This is a genomic window from Marinobacter sp. F4206 (assembly GCF_019392195.1).
Classification (GTDB): Bacteria; Pseudomonadota; Gammaproteobacteria; order Pseudomonadales; family Oleiphilaceae; genus Marinobacter.
In genome coordinates, this window is record NZ_JAHXKI010000002.1 from 273765 (window position 1) to 292959 (window position 19195).

At 58.5% G+C, this 19195-nt stretch carries 20 protein-coding genes; 4 read left to right on the forward strand and 16 right to left on the reverse strand.

Going from position 1 to position 19195, the window contains the following annotated elements:
* Positions 1–7: 7 nt before the first annotated feature.
* The 14 genes from KZO34_RS03550 to KZO34_RS03615 form a co-directional block, all read right to left on the reverse strand.
* Positions 8–355, reverse strand: a complete 348-nt coding sequence (locus tag KZO34_RS03550; RefSeq protein ID WP_219473488.1) for an Hpt domain-containing protein — start codon at positions 353–355, stop codon at positions 8–10.
* A gap of 27 nt (positions 356–382) precedes the next feature.
* The gene (locus KZO34_RS03555) at positions 383–2146 is read right to left on the reverse strand and encodes a PP2C family protein-serine/threonine phosphatase (RefSeq protein WP_219473489.1); all 1764 of its coding nucleotides are present in this window, start codon (positions 2144–2146) and stop codon (positions 383–385) included.
* A gap of 28 nt (positions 2147–2174) precedes the next feature.
* On the reverse strand, positions 2175–2480 hold the full coding sequence (locus KZO34_RS03560; RefSeq protein WP_219473490.1) for an STAS domain-containing protein: 306 nt from the start codon (positions 2478–2480) through the stop codon (positions 2175–2177).
* A gap of 122 nt (positions 2481–2602) precedes the next feature.
* Positions 2603–3046: a flagellar export protein FliJ gene (gene fliJ, locus KZO34_RS03565; protein ID WP_219473493.1), complete on the reverse strand. Its 444-nt coding sequence runs from the start codon at positions 3044–3046 to the stop codon at positions 2603–2605.
* Entirely contained in the window at positions 3046–4443 is a 1398-nt protein-coding gene (fliI, locus tag KZO34_RS03570; protein WP_219473494.1) for a flagellar protein export ATPase FliI, read from the reverse strand. Before fliI ends, fliJ begins: the two co-directional genes overlap by 1 nt.
* On the reverse strand, positions 4424–5326 hold the full coding sequence (locus KZO34_RS03575) for a flagellar assembly protein FliH (RefSeq protein ID WP_219473495.1): 903 nt from the start codon (positions 5324–5326) through the stop codon (positions 4424–4426). Before KZO34_RS03575 ends, fliI begins: the two co-directional genes overlap by 20 nt.
* The gene (gene fliG / locus KZO34_RS03580; protein ID WP_219473496.1) at positions 5326–6369 is read right to left on the reverse strand and encodes a flagellar motor switch protein FliG; all 1044 of its coding nucleotides are present in this window, start codon (positions 6367–6369) and stop codon (positions 5326–5328) included. The genes KZO34_RS03575 and fliG overlap by 1 nt, the downstream gene beginning before the upstream one ends.
* Entirely contained in the window at positions 6362–8071 is a 1710-nt protein-coding gene (gene fliF / locus KZO34_RS03585) for a flagellar basal-body MS-ring/collar protein FliF (protein WP_219473497.1), read from the reverse strand. Before fliF ends, fliG begins: the two co-directional genes overlap by 8 nt.
* Positions 8072–8086: 15 nt before the next feature.
* Entirely contained in the window at positions 8087–8464 is a 378-nt protein-coding gene (gene fliE / locus KZO34_RS03590; protein WP_219473498.1) for a flagellar hook-basal body complex protein FliE, read from the reverse strand.
* A gap of 239 nt (positions 8465–8703) precedes the next feature.
* Entirely contained in the window at positions 8704–10161 is a 1458-nt protein-coding gene (locus tag KZO34_RS03595; protein ID WP_219473499.1) for a sigma-54-dependent transcriptional regulator, read from the reverse strand.
* Positions 10162–10173: 12 nt separating this feature from the next.
* The gene (locus KZO34_RS03600) at positions 10174–11412 is read right to left on the reverse strand and encodes a sensor histidine kinase (RefSeq protein WP_219473500.1); all 1239 of its coding nucleotides are present in this window, start codon (positions 11410–11412) and stop codon (positions 10174–10176) included.
* A 227-nt stretch (positions 11413–11639) separates the two neighbouring features.
* Positions 11640–13091, reverse strand: a complete 1452-nt coding sequence (locus KZO34_RS03605) for a sigma-54 dependent transcriptional regulator (protein WP_219473501.1) — start codon at positions 13089–13091, stop codon at positions 11640–11642.
* Between the two features lie 71 nt (positions 13092–13162).
* The gene (locus KZO34_RS03610) at positions 13163–13492 is read right to left on the reverse strand and encodes an SOS cell division inhibitor (protein ID WP_219473503.1); all 330 of its coding nucleotides are present in this window, start codon (positions 13490–13492) and stop codon (positions 13163–13165) included.
* Between the two features lie 78 nt (positions 13493–13570).
* Positions 13571–14929: a DUF1329 domain-containing protein gene (locus tag KZO34_RS03615; RefSeq protein WP_219473505.1), complete on the reverse strand. Its 1359-nt coding sequence runs from the start codon at positions 14927–14929 to the stop codon at positions 13571–13573.
* Between the two features lie 259 nt (positions 14930–15188).
* On the opposite strand from KZO34_RS03615, the gene KZO34_RS03620 reads away from it, so the two are divergent.
* A complete protein-coding gene (locus tag KZO34_RS03620) occupies positions 15189–15701 on the forward strand; it encodes a DUF6586 family protein (RefSeq protein ID WP_219473507.1) in 513 nt (170 codons plus the stop codon).
* A gap of 47 nt (positions 15702–15748) precedes the next feature.
* The gene (locus KZO34_RS03625) at positions 15749–16009 is read left to right on the forward strand and encodes a hypothetical protein (protein WP_219473509.1); all 261 of its coding nucleotides are present in this window, start codon (positions 15749–15751) and stop codon (positions 16007–16009) included.
* 81 nt (positions 16010–16090) lie between these two features.
* Here the strand turns inward: KZO34_RS03625 and KZO34_RS03630 are convergent, their stop codons facing one another.
* Complete coding sequence (locus KZO34_RS03630; RefSeq protein ID WP_219473511.1) at positions 16091–16582, reverse strand: cell division inhibitor SulA; 492 nt, start codon at positions 16580–16582, stop codon at positions 16091–16093.
* 41 nt (positions 16583–16623) lie between these two features.
* On the reverse strand, positions 16624–17235 hold the full coding sequence (gene lexA, locus KZO34_RS03635; protein WP_219473512.1) for a transcriptional repressor LexA: 612 nt from the start codon (positions 17233–17235) through the stop codon (positions 16624–16626).
* Between the two features lie 206 nt (positions 17236–17441).
* Here lexA and KZO34_RS03640 point away from each other — a divergent pair, with 206 nt between their 5' ends.
* Positions 17442–18443, forward strand: coding sequence for an amidoligase family protein (locus KZO34_RS03640; protein ID WP_219473513.1), 1002 nt, complete (start codon positions 17442–17444; stop codon positions 18441–18443).
* Entirely contained in the window at positions 18436–19194 is a 759-nt protein-coding gene (locus tag KZO34_RS03645) for a gamma-glutamyl-gamma-aminobutyrate hydrolase family protein (protein WP_219473514.1), read from the forward strand. Before KZO34_RS03640 ends, KZO34_RS03645 begins: the two co-directional genes overlap by 8 nt.
* Position 19195 lies beyond the last annotated feature (1 nt).

Genomic DNA, 19195 nt, shown 5'->3' on the forward strand with positions numbered 1-19195 from the left:
TAAAGCATCACCGGACCAGCAGATTCTCCAGCATGCCAGTGACGTTGCGGAACTCGGACTCAATGGCATCCACCGTAGCGGGCGCGTCGTCCAGTCGCTGTTCCTTTCCGGCATTTTCGGCAACCCGGCAGAGCTCACCCAGCTGGGGCGCCCCGATGTTGATGCAGCTGCCCTTGAAGCTATGAGCCATGTGGGCCAGTGCATCGGCGTCCTGCCCGTTTACCGCCTGTTTCAGCCCCGCAATTCGCTCGCGGGAATCGTTCAGAAAGGTGTGTATCAATACTTCAAACTCATCATCCATGACGTCCTGAAGCTCAGCCAGTGCTTCTTCGTCAAGGTGTGGTGTTTTGCTCATACCAACCCCCTGTCTTTGTACCGGATATCACCGGTGTGTTGACGCCTGATCCGGCGAGGCCCCGGAAAAATCCCAGTCGTAGATGATTTCGACATGATTACCCCGTTGGTGGAAGGTGACGGATTCTGACAACCGTTTCAACAGCAACAGCCCTCGCCCAGCGTACCTTGCAGCTACTCCCGGCTTACCTTCCTCGCCCAGCACCGGATGGTTCCTGAAATCAAAACCCGGCCCGCTGTCCTCACAAATGACACGTAATCGGCCGCCCGAGGGTTTCATGGAATGGTGAAGGCTGAAGCGGATGTAATGCCCCTCAATCCGCGCCAGCCTGCGCCGGCGCTCTTCATAGTAGCGCCCAAACCCCTCGCGGGAGTGTTTCCAGTCCGACGGCAATGCCAACACCCCATGCTCGAGGGCGTTATTGTAGAGCTCCGCGAGCAAGGTGTAGATTTCGCCACTCTTGCGCCGAAGCCCCGGCACTTCCATACAGATGTGCAGCAACAGCGGCAAGGGACTGAAATCCCCTAACGTGCGCTCACGGATTTCATAGACACAGTGCCACTCGGTCGGCCCGGGTCGTGCCGATGGCGGAGCCCGGTCCGGAATCGCTGAAATGCCCGCTTCGTCCACCATTTCAAGGCAGCACAGGGTGAGGTCATCACCGTCCTCGTGGGCGCCCGTAAACTGATGCACGGCGCCCATCACCGCATCGAAGGGGTGCTGACCATCATCCCGGGACTCCAATGCCCGGGTAATGCCAGCCTCTCCAAAGGTTTCGCCCGCGGCATTACGGGACTCCAGAAATCCGTCTGTCATCATCAGCAAGCGGTCACCGGGCCTCGCGACCAGCGTTTCCATCTCGGCGTCGAATTGATCCGGCGCCAGAATGCCCAATGGCAGATGCCGGGACGGCAAGACCTGATGCTCACCCGTTGTCCGGACCAGCCAGCCATCCGGCAAACCACCATTCCAGAAGAGCAGCTGATTGAGCTTGAAATCCGCCTCAATCATCCCACCACAGCAGAACATGCCGGTGGGGAGAATCTGCCTGAGCTTCTGGTTAATCTCCCTGAGCACATCGGCACTCTTGAAGCCTTTGCCGGCCATGCCATAAAAGATCTCGGCCATCGGCATGGCGCCAATGGCCGCAGGCAGCCCGTGCCCCGTGAAATCGCCGATAAAGATCAGCATGCCGCCCGCCGGGCGCGGTGCGGCGAACAGAACATCACCGTTGAAGATGGTCAGTGGTGAGGCGTGATAGCGTATATTGAAGGCGTCGAGACAACCGGTGTGGGCTACGTTGTCAAAAACCCGTTTGGCGACTTCCTGCTCCTCCAGCAGCTGCTGATTGCGCTCCCTGATCAGATCCCGCTGATCCGAAAGGGCTTGGTGCATAAGCCGCATGCGATTGAAGGCGTTGATTTTGGCCTCTATGATGATTCGATTGTACGGCTTGCTCAAAAAATCATCGCCGCCCGCATCCAGGCAGCGCGCCAGTTCCCCCGCCTCGGAGAGTGAGGTCAGAAAGATCAGGGGGACCATTCGCTCCCCGGCCAGCCGCTTGATTTGACGCGCCGCTTCCATACCATCCATGACCGGCATGAGCGCATCCAGCAGTACAATATCCGGGGCGGACTCCCGGAACAGCCTTACCGCCTCCTCACCATTACAGGCATCAAAAACGTCGTGGCCGAGTCGTTTTACCAGTGTTTTGAGAATCAGGCGATCGGTGTCGCTGTCATCGGCGATAAGAATCCTGAGCGCCCGCGATTCGGCAACAGACTCTTCCACAATGAGTTCCCCGGACCGTGCGAGAGGATCACCTGATGGCGAACAGCTGCTCGAAATTGGAGATGGACAGAATACGGCGAACGTCGTTGTTGCAGTTTTCGATGACAATACGGGCACCGTCGCCGCCCGCGTAATCCCTCAGCAACAGCAACATTCCCAGTGCGGAACTATCCAGATAGGTGGTTTCAGACAGATCTACAACGTAGTTGCGGATTGATTGGTCGCCATGCTCATAGGCATCGCGGAAGGCCTGGTGGGTGCTGAAATCAAAACGGCCTTCGATACTGATAATCAGGGTCTGGCTATCCTCTCCGCGACGTGTCTGAATCGGCATTCCGAAACCTCCGAAGGTAATCTGGGCAGCGTTGACCGCCGAGTATTGCATGGTTCATCTTCGGGTAAGGATAGCCCAACCCGCCTGAATTGCATCCGTGGCGAATTGATGCAGGGCAATATTTATCGTTGGCGGCGAGTGAAGGCGCGACCGGCAGCCTCGTCAGCCAGTTTCTGCTCTCGCAGGTCCTGTTCACGCTGTTCCTGGCGGCGACAGGTTTTAATGTATTTTTCCATCCCTCGCCGGCGCTCCCAGGCCTGTTGCCACTCAAGCCGGCGGGTCTCGAACACCTGCTCCGCCTGATCCAGTTGTTTTTGCTGCTGCAGAATTACCTGATCCAGCTGGGCGATGAACGCTTGCCAGGCTTGCAGTCGACTCACCGGTACCACACCGTTCTGATTGCTTCGAATCTGGTCGCGGTATTCCTGCTGATACCGGTTCAGGTTGTCGACCTGCTCCCGCTGCTGCTCCGCCAGATTTCTGGCCTCGCCCATCCGTTCAAGGGCCTCCTGCTCCTTACGCTCCTCAAGGGACAGCACCACTTCCAGTCGCCGGGAACGCAGCATCAGCCATTACCTCTGCCTGCGTTAACCTGATTATTGGGCGCTGCTGACTTCAGACGGTCAGGAGAGCGGCGCTCTGGCACGACCGCCAACAATTGATCAATGCTCTCCTGTAACGGAGCACTTTCGTTCAAACCCTGTTGCAGGAACTGACCCATATTGCCAATGTGCGCGATGGCAAAATCGGTTTCCGGATCCGAGCCTTTGACATAAGCCCCGACACTGATCAGATCACGCGCCTGCTGGTAGCGGGAATAGACCTGTTTAAAACGCTGGGCCCGTGAAAAGTGCTCCGTCCCGGTGACCTGAGGCATGACCCGGCTGATAGAGGCTTCCACATCAATGGCGGGGTAATGGCCTTCCTCGGCCAACCGGCGGGACAACACGATGTGGCCATCCAGAATGGCGCGGGCCGCGTCTGCAATCGGATCCTGCTGGTCGTCCCCTTCGGTCAGAACCGTGTAGAACGCCGTGATTGAGCCACCACCCGGCCGGCCGTTGCCGGTACGTTCAACCAATTGCGGTAACTTTGCAAAGACCGAGGGCGGATAGCCCTTGGTGGCCGGCGGCTCACCCACCGCCAGGGCAATCTCGCGCTGGGCCTGGGCATAGCGGGTCAGCGAATCCATCAGCAACAGAACCCGCTTGCCCTGATCGCGGTAATACTCGGCAATGCGGGTGGTGAGCATCGCGGCGCGCAGGCGCATCAGGGGAGAATCGTCAGCCGGGGAGGCAACCACCACGGAGCGGGACAGGCCCTCTTCACCCAGAATATCCTCGATGAACTCCTTGACCTCACGCCCCCGCTCGCCGATGAGACCGACCACAGTGATATCGGCATCGGTGAACCGGGTCATCATGCCCAACAGCATACTCTTGCCCACACCACTGCCGGCAAACAGGCCCAGGCGCTGGCCCTGGCCCACCGTCAGCAGCGAATTGATCGCGCGAATGCCCACGTCCATGGATTCCCGGACCGGAGCCCGGTTCAGGGGGTTGATGATGTCGCCGGACAGGGCCACACGGGCCTCGGCCTGCAAGGGCCCCTTGCCATCAAGGGGCTCACCGCTGCCGTCCACCACGCGACCAAGCATCTGCGGCCCGACCGGCACCCGACTGGCCGCCGAAACCGGCACAACCCGGGCACCGGGCCTGAGGCCCTCGATGGCGGTCAGTGGCATCAGGTAGACCTTGTCGTCCTCAAAACCAACCACTTCGGCTTCAACGCTTCCTGAGCCCTGACCCTGGATAACGCAGCGGTCACCAACCACCATGGGGCACCCAACACATTCCAGCGTCAGCCCGACCATCCGGGTCAGACGCCCGGAGAGTTCGGGGCCCGGATCGCTCCCGATAAAGTCCTGGAACCGGTTTAAGCGATCAGCCAGACGTGAGGTCATCGCCCTCACCCCTGTCATCGCCGCTCTCGTCCGGGTGCCCGGACTCGACCGCTTCTCCGGCATCGGTCGAATTCAGCACATCGCGCTGAAAATCGGTCAGGTCTCCCATCAGGGCGTCCACATCCTCGGCTTCTGCGGCCACGGCCTCTTCCGACTGTTGTTCCAGCATGCTTTGTACAGCCCGCTGGAACCGTTTCTCGACGGTGAAATCCACCAGGCTGTGCCGGGTTTCGACCCGGCAGCCCCCAGGTAGGACGTCATCGTCTTCAATAATGGATGCCTGGGTTTCCAGACGTGCCGTCACCTCGCGGACCAGCTCACCGTCGTCCGGATGGATATGTACACGGAGGTTCTCGGCGGTCGAAGGCAACGCCTCGAGGGCCCTGCGGACAACGCTCCGAATTTGCGAGGAATCGATGGTCAGTTCCCTGAACACCACTGCGCGGGCCAGAACCGTGGTGAGGTTCACCAGCGCGCCCTCGATCTCGTCCTCATGGCGGCGGATCGGCAACAGCAATTCACCCATCAGATGTTCCAGACGGTCGAGCCTGGTATCCATTTCCTTGCGGGTGTCCTCGTAACCCTTCTTTTCACCCTGTTCGCGGCCTTCATCCTTGCCGGCTTGCAGACCCTCCTCGTGGCCCTGCTCCCGACCTTCGGCCAAGCCGGCCTGATAACCTTCTTCCCGGCCCTCGTTAAAACCGTCTTCTCTGGCCGCCCTGCGAATTTCGCTGATGTCGGCGGCCGTCAGGGGCTTTACGTTCCGCTCCTCTTCCCGGGCAACTTCGTTGCCCTGGCCGTCCAGCAGCGGCAGCTCCCAGCGTTCGTAGGCTGTGAGCTGTTCCTTGGGAATCCGGTTGAGATCCTTGGTGGAGTCTTTCATCACATCATTTCTTCGCCGGCACCACCGAGTGAGATCTCACCCGCTTCTGCCATCCGCCGGGCAACCGTAATAATGTCTTTCTGGGCCGCCTCGACTTCGCTGACCTTGACCGGGCCCTTCGCTTCGAGATCATCCTGCAGCAACTCGGCCGCCCTCTTGGACATGTTCTTGAAAATCTTGTCCTGGACAGCGTCATCAGCGCCCTTGAGCGCAACCACCAGAACTTCCGAGGAAACTTCTCGCAGCAGTGCCTGGATGCCCCGGTCGTCAATATCCTTCAAGTTATCAAAGACAAACATCAGGTCTTCAATGGTCGACGCCAGATCGGGATCCATGTCCTTGATCGAATCCATCAGGTTGCCTTCAATACTGCGGTCCATGAAGTTCATGATGTCTGCTGCCCGCTTGATACCGCCAATGCGGCTGGTCTGGGCCGCGGAACCACCGGAGAACTGCTTCTCGAGAATGTCGTTCAATTCCTGCAACGCCTGGGGCTGGATACTTTCCAGGGACGCCACACGCATCATGACGTCCAGACGAACCTTGTCGTCCAGCGTTGCCAGAATTTCGGCGGCCTGGTCCGGATCCAGATAGGAAATCACGATGGCCTGAATCTGCGGGTGCTCGTACCGGATAATGTCACCGACGGCCCGGGGCTCCATCCACTTGAGGGTATCGAGACCCGTGGTGTTGCCCCCGATCAGAATACGATCGATCAGACTGGCGGCTTTGTCGTCGCCCAACGCCTGGGTCAGCATGGCGCGAATGTAATCGTCGTTGCCGACACCGAGGCCGGTCTGTCCGCCCACGGCGTCCACGAACTGGTTCAGTACGAAGGTGACATCGTCTTTACTGACGTCCTTCATCTGGGCCATAGCCACCCCGACGCGCTGAACCTCCTTCGGGCCCATGTGCTTCAGAACCTGAGCCGCATCCGCCTCACCCAGAGACATCAACAGAATGGCGGCCTGCTCGACGCGCGGGATCTTACGCTGCGGTTTCTGGGGCGCAGCAACGCCCTGCTGGTTGTCTTGATCAGTCATCGACGTTCACCCACTGGCGCATGACCTGGGCCACCCGGGCCGGGTCCTCTGCAATCAGGCCTTTCAATGCATTAAGCTGCCTATCATAGCTGTCCGTCGCGCCCGGCAAAAGCAGGTCATCCTGTGACGACATGGCCTCGCGCAGTTCGTCGCCGCCCTCGATGCTGTCCAACTCTCCGTAGCCACGGTCACCAGACCCTTCGCCCCGTTCACGCTGGCCACCACCGGACAGGCTCTTCAGAGTCGGGCGCAACAGACCAAGCACCAGAACCAGAATCACCAGCCCCGCCAACACCTGTTTCATCAGGTCCCAGAACCAGGGCTGTTCCCAGAAGCCTGGCGCTTCGAATTCAATGGACTCCTCGGGTGCAAAGGCCGTATTCATCACCGTAACACTGTCGCCTCGGGCGGCGGAATAACCGACCGCATCACGCACCAGCATACTGAGACGCTGCAGCTCCTGTTCCGGCCACGGCTGATAACTCATCTCACCAGTCTGGGGGTCGACTACTTTCATGTCGTCCACCGCCAGGGCAACGGTCACCCGCTTGATGCGGCCCAGTTCCTGACGGACATAGCTGACCGTGCGATCCATCTCGTAATTACGGGTCGACTCCCGACGCACATCCACCGGCTGGCTGGCCTGTCCGCCTTCCTCGTCCTGAGCGTTGTCGGCCTGTTCGGGCACGGCAGCATCGGCCGGCGGCTGATTGGACAAGGCGCCCGGGATGCCAAGGGGACCGCCTCCGGGAACCCGCTGTTCGCTCATTTCCCGCTCGCTACGAACCGCCTGCTGCTCCGGATTGAACAGCTCTTCAGCCTGTTCCACCGATGAAAAGTCCAGATCCGCAGACACCTCGGCACGGTAGCGGCCCTCCCCAACGATCGGCGCGATCAGCGACGCCACCCGCCGGGTCAGGCGTTCCTCAACCTTGGAGGTGTACTCGTACTGGTCCTCCATTCGATCGGTGTCGCCTTTCCCGTCCATACCGGTCAGCAGGCTGCCGTTCTGATCCACCACGGTGACGTTGTCTTTTTTCATCATGGGAATGCTGCCGGCCACCAGGTTCACGACTGCATTGATTTGCTCCTGCTCCGGACGACGCCCGGCGAAGACTTCCAGGAATACGGAAGCCGAGGGTTCACGGGCATCGCGGACAAACACCGAGCGCTCGGGAATGGCCAGGTGAACACGTGCGCTGCGCACCCCGCGCATGGCGCCAATCGTGCGGGCAAGTTCGCCCTCGAGGCCACGGCGATAACTGACGGTTTCCATGAACTGGGAAGTACCCAGACCGCGCTCCTGGTCCAGCAGTTCAAAGCCCATGGTTTTCTGGTCGGTCACGCCTTCGGCCGCAAGTTTCAGGCGAGCATTGTAGACCTGGTCCGATGGCACCAGGAGCGCGCCGCTCCGGGGATCCATCTTGTAGTCGATGCCATTGCTCTCGAGAATGGTGGTGACGTCCTGCGGGTTGTAAGAGGACAGATCCCCCACAACCGGCTGGTAATTCGGCTCCTGCGCCCACAGGACGACGGCAACGCCCAGCGCCACACTGGCCGCGAGGCCAACCATCAGGCCAATCTGCCGGAGCAGATTCAGGCGATTGAACCCCAAAAACATATCGTTGCCGCTATCGGGCGCATCCGACGCCTGGGCTGCGGGAACATTCGGGGAGGAGGTTTCTGCAGGAACGCTGGCCATTTCTCTGCTCCGTTATCAGATCGGCATGTTCATGATGTCTTCGTAGGCCCGGACCACGCGGTTTCGAACCTGGGTCAGCGCTTCGAAGGAGACAGAGGACTTCTGAGCAGCAATCATCACCCTGGTAATGTCCACATTGGGATCACCCATCTCATAGGCCGTGCGCAGTTCACTGGTATTCTGCTGGAGTTCGTTCACGTTGTTCACCGCCTTGCCCAGCATGTCGCTGAAACTCGGCGCTTCCTGTGTCTCCTGGGTTTCCTGAACCTGGCGAGGACCGTCAATTCGACCCCGCACCGACTGATCCTGCTGAATCTGCTGATTCTGCATCATCTGTGAACGCAGTGAGCGGATGTCGGACAGAACACTATTGATGTCGGCACGCTGGACCATAACTCTCTCCCGATCCCGCCGCCAGTGGTGGCGGACTTACTCATGGAATTCTCGTTACAGATCGTTTAGCAATGACCAGGCCAAGTAGTTTTTATTCCATTATTTCAGTAGTTTAAATAACTATAGGACGATCAAAAATAGACCTGTGACGGTCTTTTGACAGCACGGATTGAGTATCCGGGAGGCAACAAAAAAAGGGCACTCGAATGAGTGCCCAATGAAGGAGTCTTCGCCAGATGTCAGGCCATTGCCAATTCGGAATCGAGATCGATCCCGGCGTCGCGCATTTGAGCCAGTTTGTAACGGAGGGTCCGTGGACTGATGCCAAGCTGCTCGGCTGCGCGGTTCCGACGCCCACGCTCCTGCTTGAGCGTCTGGATAATAATACGGAACTCCTGTTGCCTCAGATCATCGCCGAGGGATCCTGCGGCAAAGGTCTCGTCCTCCACAGCTTGCGAGTGGTCACTGACGGTCGGCTCACCTGCATATGACTCTGCCTGCGAAGGTTCGGAAAGAGACGACGACGGCGTCAACGCTACCGCAGTGGACGCATCCGGTCGACCGGTGATACCAAGCTCCAGGCACAGGTCACCGGCGTGAATGACATTGCCCTGATGGAGCACCAGAGCCCTCTGGATGGCGTTGTCCAGTTCCCGCACGTTGCCCGGCCAGGCATGACCCATCAGGGCATTTTTCGCATCGGCGGCGAAGGTAATGCCAGTCAGTTTCATTTTCCGGCAGTGTTTTTTCAGAAGCGTCGAGGCCAACGGCATGATATCCAGCGGTCGCTCACGCAGCGGCTGCCAGTGCATGGGAAATACCGTCAGCCGGTAATACAGGTCTTCCCGGAACTTGCCTTCACGAACGTAATCGCCGAGGTCCCGGTTCGTCGTGGCCACCACGCGGACATCCAGAGCGATGGTCTTGCGACCACCCACGCGTTCTACTTCCCGCTCCTGCAACACCCTCAAGAGCTTGGACTGCAGCCCCAGGTCCATTTCAGAGATCTCATCCAGCAGGATGGTGCCGCCATTGGCCTGTTCGAACTTACCCGGCGAAGACGCCACGGCACCGGTAAACGCCCCTTTTTCATGACCAAACAGAATCGCTTCCAGCATATTCTCGGGAATGGCCGCGCAGTTTATGGCAACGAACGGCTGATCCGCCCGGGGGGATTGCTGATGGATATACCGGGCCAGAACTTCCTTGCCGGTGCCACTTTCACCGGAAATCATCACGGTGGAATCACTGCCAGCCACCTTTGTGGCCAGCTGGAACATCCGCTTGCTGATCGGATCCTCTGCCACAGGCGCGTCGGTGGACTTCTGGCGCACACCACCGACCACCTTGCTGACCGCCTCTACCAGAACCTGGGGCTCAAATGGCTTGACGAGGTAATCGATGGCGCCCGCCTGCATGGCGGACACGGCATGATCGATCTGACCGTAGGCCGTGATCAGCATCATGGGCAGGCCCGGATACAGACGCTGCACTTCCGAGAGCAGTTCATGGCCGGACAGCCCCGGCATGTTGACATCGCTAACCACCATATCGACCGGCGCTTCCGCCAGACGAGCCAGCGCTTCCCGGGCGTTTGAGGCCTCCCGTACCCGGAACCGGGCTAGCTCCAGCGTCGTTACCAGTGCCTCACGCAGGTCATGGTCATCCTCAACAATCAGAATCTGGGCCTTGGCCATGGTTGCCTCCGATCAGTGGTTTTTATTCAGTTGCGGTAAACGCAGCGTGGCGACAGCACCACCCTGCTCCGGCGATTCAATGCGGAACTGCCCCTGATGGGCCTTGACCACGGCCTGAACCACTGCCAGGCCCAGCCCCGTACCATGGGACTTCGTGGTGTAGAATGCCTCCATGAGTCGACCAGCGTCGGAGCGCTCAAATCCCGGACCGTTATCGACCACGCGAACCACCAGGTCGCCGTGTTCAGCCGTCACCTGGACCGCGACGGCTGTGGCGCCGGCCTCAAGGCTGTTATTGACAAGATTGGTGCAGGCGCCAACCAGCGCGTCCCGGTTGCACATCAACCGGCTGTCCTCCGGCACCTCGTCGATGACCGAAACCTCAGCGCCGGGGGCCAGTTTCAGACCTTCCACTGCCGAATCGAGTGCCGAGACAAGTGTCACGGCGGACAGCTCTTCCGCCAGACGGGTCTCACCCCGGGCAAAGATCAGCATGTCACGCACCTGTTGTTCCAGATGAGTAAGGCGTGACATCAGGCGGGATGCGCAGCGCTGCCGCATTTCCTCGTCCAGGTCTTCCTGGCTCAAATGGCCGCCGTACAGGATTGCGGCAGACAGCGGCGTGCGGATCTGGTGCGCCAGAGAGGCCACCATCTTGCCCATGGCCGACAGGCGCTGGGCATGCGCCAGCTGCGACTGCAATTGACGGGTTTCGGTCAGGTCGGTCAGCAGAATCAGCTGTCCGGGTTGGTTCTCCATGGTCCGGATTTCAATGCTGACCCGGCGTCCGTCCTTGAGCGAGACTTCATGACCATCATCCCGGCGAGGCGCAAAGCAGCGCTGAATCACATCGACCCAACGTTCGCCGTCGAGGGGTTCGCCCAGCAGGGCAATCGCGGCCGGGTTGGTCTGGGTCACCACGCCCTGGCTGTCGAGCACCACGACCCCGGCCGGCAGCGCCGTCAGCAGGGTCGACAACCGGTCCGCCAACTCCTCCTTCGCTTCCAGCTCCTGTTGGCGCTGCATCGTCTCGTGGGTCAGCTCGCCGGACAACTGATTGACCCGGGATTCGAGCGTTCGATAGGAGTCAGTAATCTGCCGGGACATCCGGTTGAACAGCTCCAGTGCGGAATCCACCGCCTCATCGTCCTGCTGCGGAAACAGCGCCGTAACCTTATCGTTAACGTCCGCCGCCGCATTGGCCTGGGTCTCTTGCGCGTCGGATTGAACAACGGAATGTGCCTGACTCATCACTTCTACCCCCTGACCGGCCCAACCATTAGGCCGCACCATTCGGATTATTCGTTTTCAGGGACTTAAGCCAGCACCGTGCCAACTCAACTTTTTCTTTCAATATCAAAGGGAAGGAAAATCAGACAGAACGCAGATGACGGTTTTACGTCGGCCAGAAACGAGAACGGCGCCGCAGGTTACAAACCTTTGACGCCGTCCTATCCGGGGTTATCGGGAGCCTGGGATCAGGTTTCTTCGGACTCCTCCTCCCTGAGTCCATACTTCCGAACCTTTTCGACCAGAGTGGTCCGCCGAATCCGCAGTTTCTCGGCGGCCCGGGCAACGACGCCACCAGCCTCATCCAGGGCCTGCTGAATCAGCTGCTTCTCAAGATTGGAGAGATAGTCCTTGAGATCGATGCCGTTAACCGGCAGCAACGCCGGGGCATCCAGACCAATCAGGCCGGGCACGCTGGACGGCATGCCCGAATCCTCAACCGGTCGATTCTCATCATAGTCGTCGACGTAGCGGAACTTCTTCGGCAACTCCTGCACCCCGATTACGCCGTAGGGGTGCATGATCGCGAGGCGTTCCACCAGGTTGGCCAGTTCCCGCACATTGCCCGGCCAGTTATGACGACACAAACTCATGATCGCGGCCGAGTTCATCCTCAGGGAGCCACGCTTTTCCTTCTCCATTCTTGAAATCAGTTCGTTGATCAACAGCGGAATATCCTCGACCCGCTCCCGCAACGACGGCATTTCAATGGGAAAAACGTTCAGCCGGTAGTACAGGTCCTCCCGGAAATCGCCGGTTTCGATCATGTCCTCGAGGTGCTTGTGAGTGGCCGCGATAACCCGGACATCGGCGGACTGGGTGCGGTTACTGCCCACCCGTTCGAAGGTCCGCTCCTGAAGAACACGAAGAATTTTCACCTGCATGTTTAGCGGCATGTCGCCGATTTCATCCAGGAACAGGGTGCCGCCTTCGGCCATCTCAAACCGGCCGACCCGCGCCGTGATGGCGCCGGTAAACGCGCCCTTCTCGTGGCCGAACAGTTCGCTTTCAAGAAGTTCGGCGGGAATCGCTCCGCAGTTGACCGGAACGAATGGCTTGTCCCGGCGGGCAGAATGATAATGCAGGTTGCGGGCAACGACTTCCTTGCCGGTACCGGACTCACCGGTGATCAGGACGCTGACGTCCTTATCCGCGACCTGCTCCATCAGCTGCCGGACCTGATGGACCTTACGGGACGTCCCCACCAGGCTACGAAACAGCTGCAGACCGCGCTGCTGACCGCGCTCCCGTGAGCGACCGTACTGGTCCCGGAAAACCTGTGCGCGGTACAGCGAGTCAACAAACTTGGTGTAGTTAAGGGGCCATTCCATGCGGGCAATGACGCGGGCCGTGTGCTCGTCGGACGCACCCTTGAGCGATGGATCTCCCACCATCAGCACCGGTAAACCCTGAACGGCCGAGCAAATCGACGTGACGGTATCCACCACGCCTTTGTCCTCGCCATTAACGATGGCGACTGCAACGTCGGCCAGATGATCGACATCACCGGATTTCAGGAGCGCCAGGGCGTCATCACCGGCAACAACTTCCTCTTCACCAATGAATTCAAGAATCGTGACCATGTCCCGGCGTCTTGACTCATTGTCGCTCAGCACCAGCACCTTGTTATTTTTGGACATTCACAAAAAATCTCTTGATGGATTCGTGCGGTATTTAAGACTGTAAGGACGCCAGAGTCAATTTTATGACGCTATTTGGGACGATTTGAAGAAATGTTTTGATACGCCTTGGCGGCGTGACTATTTTGGTTAACGCCTTTGAGGGCATCCTGCGCTTCCTGACGGGCGCGTGTCGCGCCCTGATTGGCCGCGTCAACCAGTTGCTGGAGCTCCTGAAGCCGGGTGCGAACCGGCTCGGCAGCCACAGTGCCCGCTTCCAGAGCTGCCATCAGAGGCTCAACCGCCGGCCTGACCTGACCGTTGAGCCGGGCAAGCTCATCCCAGTCCTGATCGCTCAGGGCGCGCCCCATACTGGCCATCAGTTGATCGACGTGGTCCAGATAGGACTGGGGATCGGCCATGTCATTTTCTCCTCTTGGATACCTGTGAGAATCGGTGGGCGGGGGCCGGCATGAACCGGCCCCAGACCTCGACCTCAATCAGCGGCGGGCGGCCCGTCGGGCGGCCGAGGCAGTGAAATCATTGCCACGGAATCCCGGATTGAAATCATATGCCGGGAAACCGTCGCTCAGCCCATCGACATAATAACGATTGGCCTTGAGATCATACGTCATCTCCATGGTAGTCCAGAATACCGGCTCACTGTAATAGCTGATGTTATGAGCCTCCGACACACGCCACAGGTTACCCTCCTCGTCGTACTCCTCGGAGGCCAGAATCTGCCAGCTATCCTCATCCACGTAAAAGACCCGCCGATCATAGATGTGACCAATGCCGGTGCGGCGTTTTGCCTCCACCACCCAGACCCGGTGCAATTCATAACGGGTCAGGGTCTGGTTGATATGGTTCGGCCGAATAACATCGTCAGCCTGGACATCCTGGTCGTGCAGCAGGTAGGCATTGTAGGGAACATACAGTTCCCGCTTGCCTTTCAGGGTCCAGTCGTACTGGTTCGGCGCCCCGTTATACATGTCCTTCTGGTCAACCGAGCGGAGGGATGACGAATTGGGCAGATCTGTCTCATAGGCAAGATTGGGCGAACGGCGAAGCCTGCGGGAGCCGGCATCGTAACGCCAGGCCAGACGGGGAGAGCGGATCTGGTCCAGGGTTTCGTGCACCAGGGTGATGGTTCCTGCAAGCGCCGATGGCGAAATGGTATCGGTCTTGAGGTAGAAAATCTTGTTGTCGATCTCCTCAAGCTCCGCGCCTTTTTTGCTGTAGGCAAAGAAATATTCGTAGTCGTTTACCACCGGATTGTAGGAACCGTTAGTTTGCGGCGTGGCAGAGGCGCTGCGGAACGCCACCTCGGTGCCCCGATAACGCAGGATGTGGTTCCAGATCACTTCCAGGCCATTTTTAGGAATCGGGAAGGGGCTGGTCATGATGGTGTTGCGAACGCCATTCCCGTTATCCAGGAGCTCTGCCTGAACCGCATTCTTCCGGGACTTGTCGTAAACATGCTCGGGAAACGCTGCCGTTCGACGTGTCCGATAGACCGGCATAAAGAACTCGGGCCCGTATTGCTCAAGCATCCGGATATGCCCGGCAGACAGCTTGTCCCGATAGAGGTGGTAATTCTCGGCCGTAATCACGAACAGGGCCCTGTCGTTGGGGAATGGGTTCGTCTCGATCTGCCCCTTCGCCCAGGACTTCGGTGGCGTTTTAAGCCCCCCCGTCCACTCGGGAATGCTTCCGGAGGTGTTGCCCCCCCTCTCGGCACCGACAGGTGTCAGCTCGCTTTCGAGCCGTTCGGCTTCGGCCGGCGATACCTTGGACAGGGCGTGCCCGGACATTCCGAACAAAACCGCTGCAATACCTGCGACAACATGGTTTCGCATCCCTTACACCTCCAGAAAATCATGCAGTTTGGCTGGCTTTGCCGCCGTTTACAGGCCACCAGCAGATGGCCGTACTTCGCACAGATCGCACAACCGGGCGTCTTTTTGCCAAATTCAAACGACCGTTTCAAGTGAATGTTTGTATTTTCTTGTGAAACGGAAACCACCCAGACAAAGGGAGAAACTTGTGGCTGGAAATGTTATGCTGGTGAATTAATTTTCCGGGTTGAAACGACCGCTCCGTGATTGCAGGTATCCCATGGCTTCTCAGTGGCATTCGCTGGTTTCACAGAAACTGTTCCTTGCTCGAACTCTGCTGAGCCAGCTAGAGAACGACTCTGGGCCCATGAAAGACCGGCCAGCCACAGAGGCAGAACTGGCAATGGGACGCGAAGCGGTAATTCAGGGCGCCATTGAGCTCTTGCTGAGGTCACGGCGCTTGTTACTGGTGATGATTGCCCGCCTCTACCAGAAACGGAGCGAGGAACCGGCAACCCTGGATGAACTGGCGGCGTTGATCGGGGAGGCCCCCAACGACATTGCCCGCCTGCGGGAACTGGAGAGCCAGCCGGGCAGCTGGTGGAACCATCTGGATCAGATGGAAGCTTCACAGAGTCGGCCACCTGTGACCCGGAAATCGGTCAGTGCAGAGAACATCATTGCGGTTTCTGCCGATACCGGGCCTGACCGCTCAGCCCAGGGCCTGCGCCGGACACTTGGCGCCATGAAAAATTTTGCCGATGACCTGGAAGAGCAGCACAGCGAGTGGTAACCAAACGCTGAGCTACTCCGGGTCTCATTAATTGAAAGGTTTACCGAATGTCACCATCATTTTTTGAAATCGTACAACTGAGCAACGGCGACTATGCGTTGCGTCGTATCGACGACGATAGCGCACCGCTTGTGAAAATTTCGTTCTCTGAGGAAGCCCGGGAAATGATGGAAGACCGGGATATGAATGTTGCCAAGGCCATGATCGCGGCGGGCATCGAGGCCGTTGGAAATGTCGCTCACGACATTGACTGGGAAGATGACGAGCTGGAAGCTGTCGACAGCCAGCAGTCCTATACCCTCCACTGATTTACAGGCCCCGGCGGCACTTGGCCGCTACTGATCAGAGCCCGGCGTTGCGTCACAGGGAAAACCGTGACGCAACCGACCTCAACGCTGGCGCAGAACGACACCATGACTGCTGCCATTGGCTGAAGCCCGCTGGAGGGCCTCAAACGCCGAATTGCCAAGCTTGCGCGTCCACATCACGACGGCATGGCAGGTACCCGCACTTAATGCCCGCTCTGCCAGTTCCTGCGCCGAATGATCCGAAGTGGACCTGAGCACCAACAGCTCGCCAGCGACAATGCCATGCATTTTCTGCCATTTGCTGACCAGGGCCTGAGGTGGATCAATCCAGGCAAGCCAGCGCTTTTCCTGATTCAGTTGCGTCAGCATTGGAAGCAGCAGCTGAAAATTCTCTACCTGACCTTCCGGCAAAATAATCTCCGTGACGTTCCCGCTAGCCGCCGTATCGGTACGATCAGGTCTGCGCCGGGCCCGAATCACAGAACGCCTCTCCGGAGCCGCAGACGGCGGTACCGCGTGGGACAACGCACCTTGCTGATAAGCCAGATTCTGGTTGAAGCTTAATTGTTCCATGATTCACCTGCTCTCAAACTATCCGTGGCAACCCGACTTGGTCAGTGAAGGTCCGACCGTCGGATTACACCCACGCCCAAACCTTCGATAAACAGTTGCTGCTCGGTAAGGTCCACCTCAATCGGGGCAAATTCGTCGTTCTCCGCAATCAGGTAAACCTTCGAACCTTCCTTCCGGAACCGCTTGACGGTCACCTCTTCTTCGCCTACACGCGCCACAACTACCTGGCCATTGTGCACATCCTGGGTCCGATGGACTGCCAATAAATCGCCATCAAGGATGCCAATGTCCTTCATGCTCATCCCGCGCACCCGCAGAAGATAATCCGCCGACGGCGAGAAAAAACTGGGCTGGAGGGTGACATGATCCTCAATGTGCTCCTGGGCGAGGATCGGACTGCCCGCAGCCACCTGGCCAATCACCGGCAACCCGAGATCTTCCTCTGCTTCCGGCAGACGTATGCCTCGACTGGCCCCCGGAACCATTTCTATGGCCCCTTTACGAGCCAGGGCACGCAGGTGCTCTTCCGCCGCATTAGCTGAACGAAAGCCCAACTCCGCGGCAATTTCCGCACGTGTGGGTGGATAACCAGTTTCATCCAGATACCGCCGGATTATTTCCAGCACCTGAGATTGCCTTGCTGTCAGCTTCATTGAGCTACTCCATCACGGGGATCCCGGGAACCGGCCTTAATGACCCTTCTGACCAGCCCTGTTTTTATATACAGTAAAATGACTATATACAGTGTTTTATCCAGTGTAAAGTCCCGCCACGTTTTTTCTGCCTGCTGCGTAAACGCGCCCGCTTCGGTGATTGTGGTAAGGTGACAAAACATGAAACTCGCGTGTTAGGGAGAGCTATGAGCCAATCGACTGGCTGCAAGATGCCGGACATTCTTAGAACCGATGACGGCAAAGAGCGCCGCGTCGGGATCGAAATTGAACTTTCCGGACTGGGGTACGATGCACTGGTGAATCTTATGGCGCGTTTCCTGGGCACCGAACCCGACCTGCAATCGCGTTATGTCACCAAGCTGGATACTGACCTGGGGTCATTCACCATTGAGCTGGACTCAGATCCGATCAAGGATCTGGACCTGACCGATGAGCGCCTGCCCGACACCATTCGGGAGCTGGGCGGTCAGGCCATGGAAGTGATTGATGCCGCAGCCGAGCGCGTTGTTCCACTTGAAATCATCACACCCCCTATCCCGTTTTCCGAAGTCCCCCGGATAGAGGCGCTTTCAGACAAGCTGCGCGAGGAAGGAGCACTCGGAAGCCGGGAAGCGATCTATTATGCTTTCGGGCTCCAGCTTAACCCGGAGTTGCCGGACCTGAAGCCGGCTACGCTGGTACGCTATTTCCAGGCCTTCGCAGCACTGTACGAGTGGCTCAAATCCCGCCACCAGCTGGACATCAGCCGCAAATTCACCACCTATATCGAACCCTGGAGCAGCCGGTATACCGATCTGTTGATGGAAGATGACTATGCACCGGATCAGGAACAGCTGATGCGGGACTACCTGGAATACAATCCGACGCGGAACCGGGCACTGGACCTCCTACCCCTGTTCGCCCACCTGGACTCAGAGCTACTGGGCCAGTATGTGGATGACCCGAGGATCAAGAGTCGCCCTACCCTGCATTACCGGCTGCCGGACTGTGACATTGATAACCCGTCGTGGCACTTTTCCAGCGTCTGGAACGACTGGGTCATTCTGGAGCAGATCGCCTCTGATGCCTCCCAACTGGCAGAGCTCCGCAGGCTCTTCCGGGAGAAGAGCAAGATCAATCTGCACAACCTGACCCACAGCTGGCTTGATACAGCCGCCGAGTGGTTACATAGCAGGGGTTATGTCTGAACCACTTGGAACCGGAGATGAACAGCCCGGACTGACCATCGGTATCAGCGGTCCGGCACGAAAAGGCACTGCACATCGCCTCATCAGCCTCGGCATCAGGTTGCAGGGGGGGCGCACCCACTATATTCGCCCCGGGTCGCGAACGGATGTGTCTCTGCTGGATGGGCTCGTCCTGTCCGGGGGAACCCATGTGCATCCAGAGCACTACAATCAGCAACCGATGGTCACCGCGAACTATGACCGGGAACGGGATGCCACCGACCAGCGATTGCTGGAAGAGGCGGAACGCATCGGAATTCCCGTGCTCGGAATCTGCCGGGGTGCCCAGTTTATCAATGTGTTCCATGGCGGCTCCCTGTGCCAGAACGTGACGCCCTTTCGCGTCCATACCCGACACCGCCCGCTACTGTTACCGATGCAGACGGTGAGAGTGGTAAAGAACAGCAGGCTCGGGCACATCATGCAGTCGTCGATGATCGGTGCCAATCGCATCCACAGCCAGGCGATCAAACGGCTTGGTCGAAACCTCCGGGTAGTTGCTGTGGATAACGACCTGTTTGTTCAGGCTATCGAAAACACACACCACCAATGGCTGATGGGCGTGCAATGGCATCCGGAATATCTGCTATATCATAGTGGACATCGCCGCATTTTCAGACAATTCGTCCAGGCAGCACTGGACTTCAAACTGGGCCGCCTGGAACCGGATTCCGGAAAGCCCGATCCCGATGTGAATTCAGAGGAGGAATGAC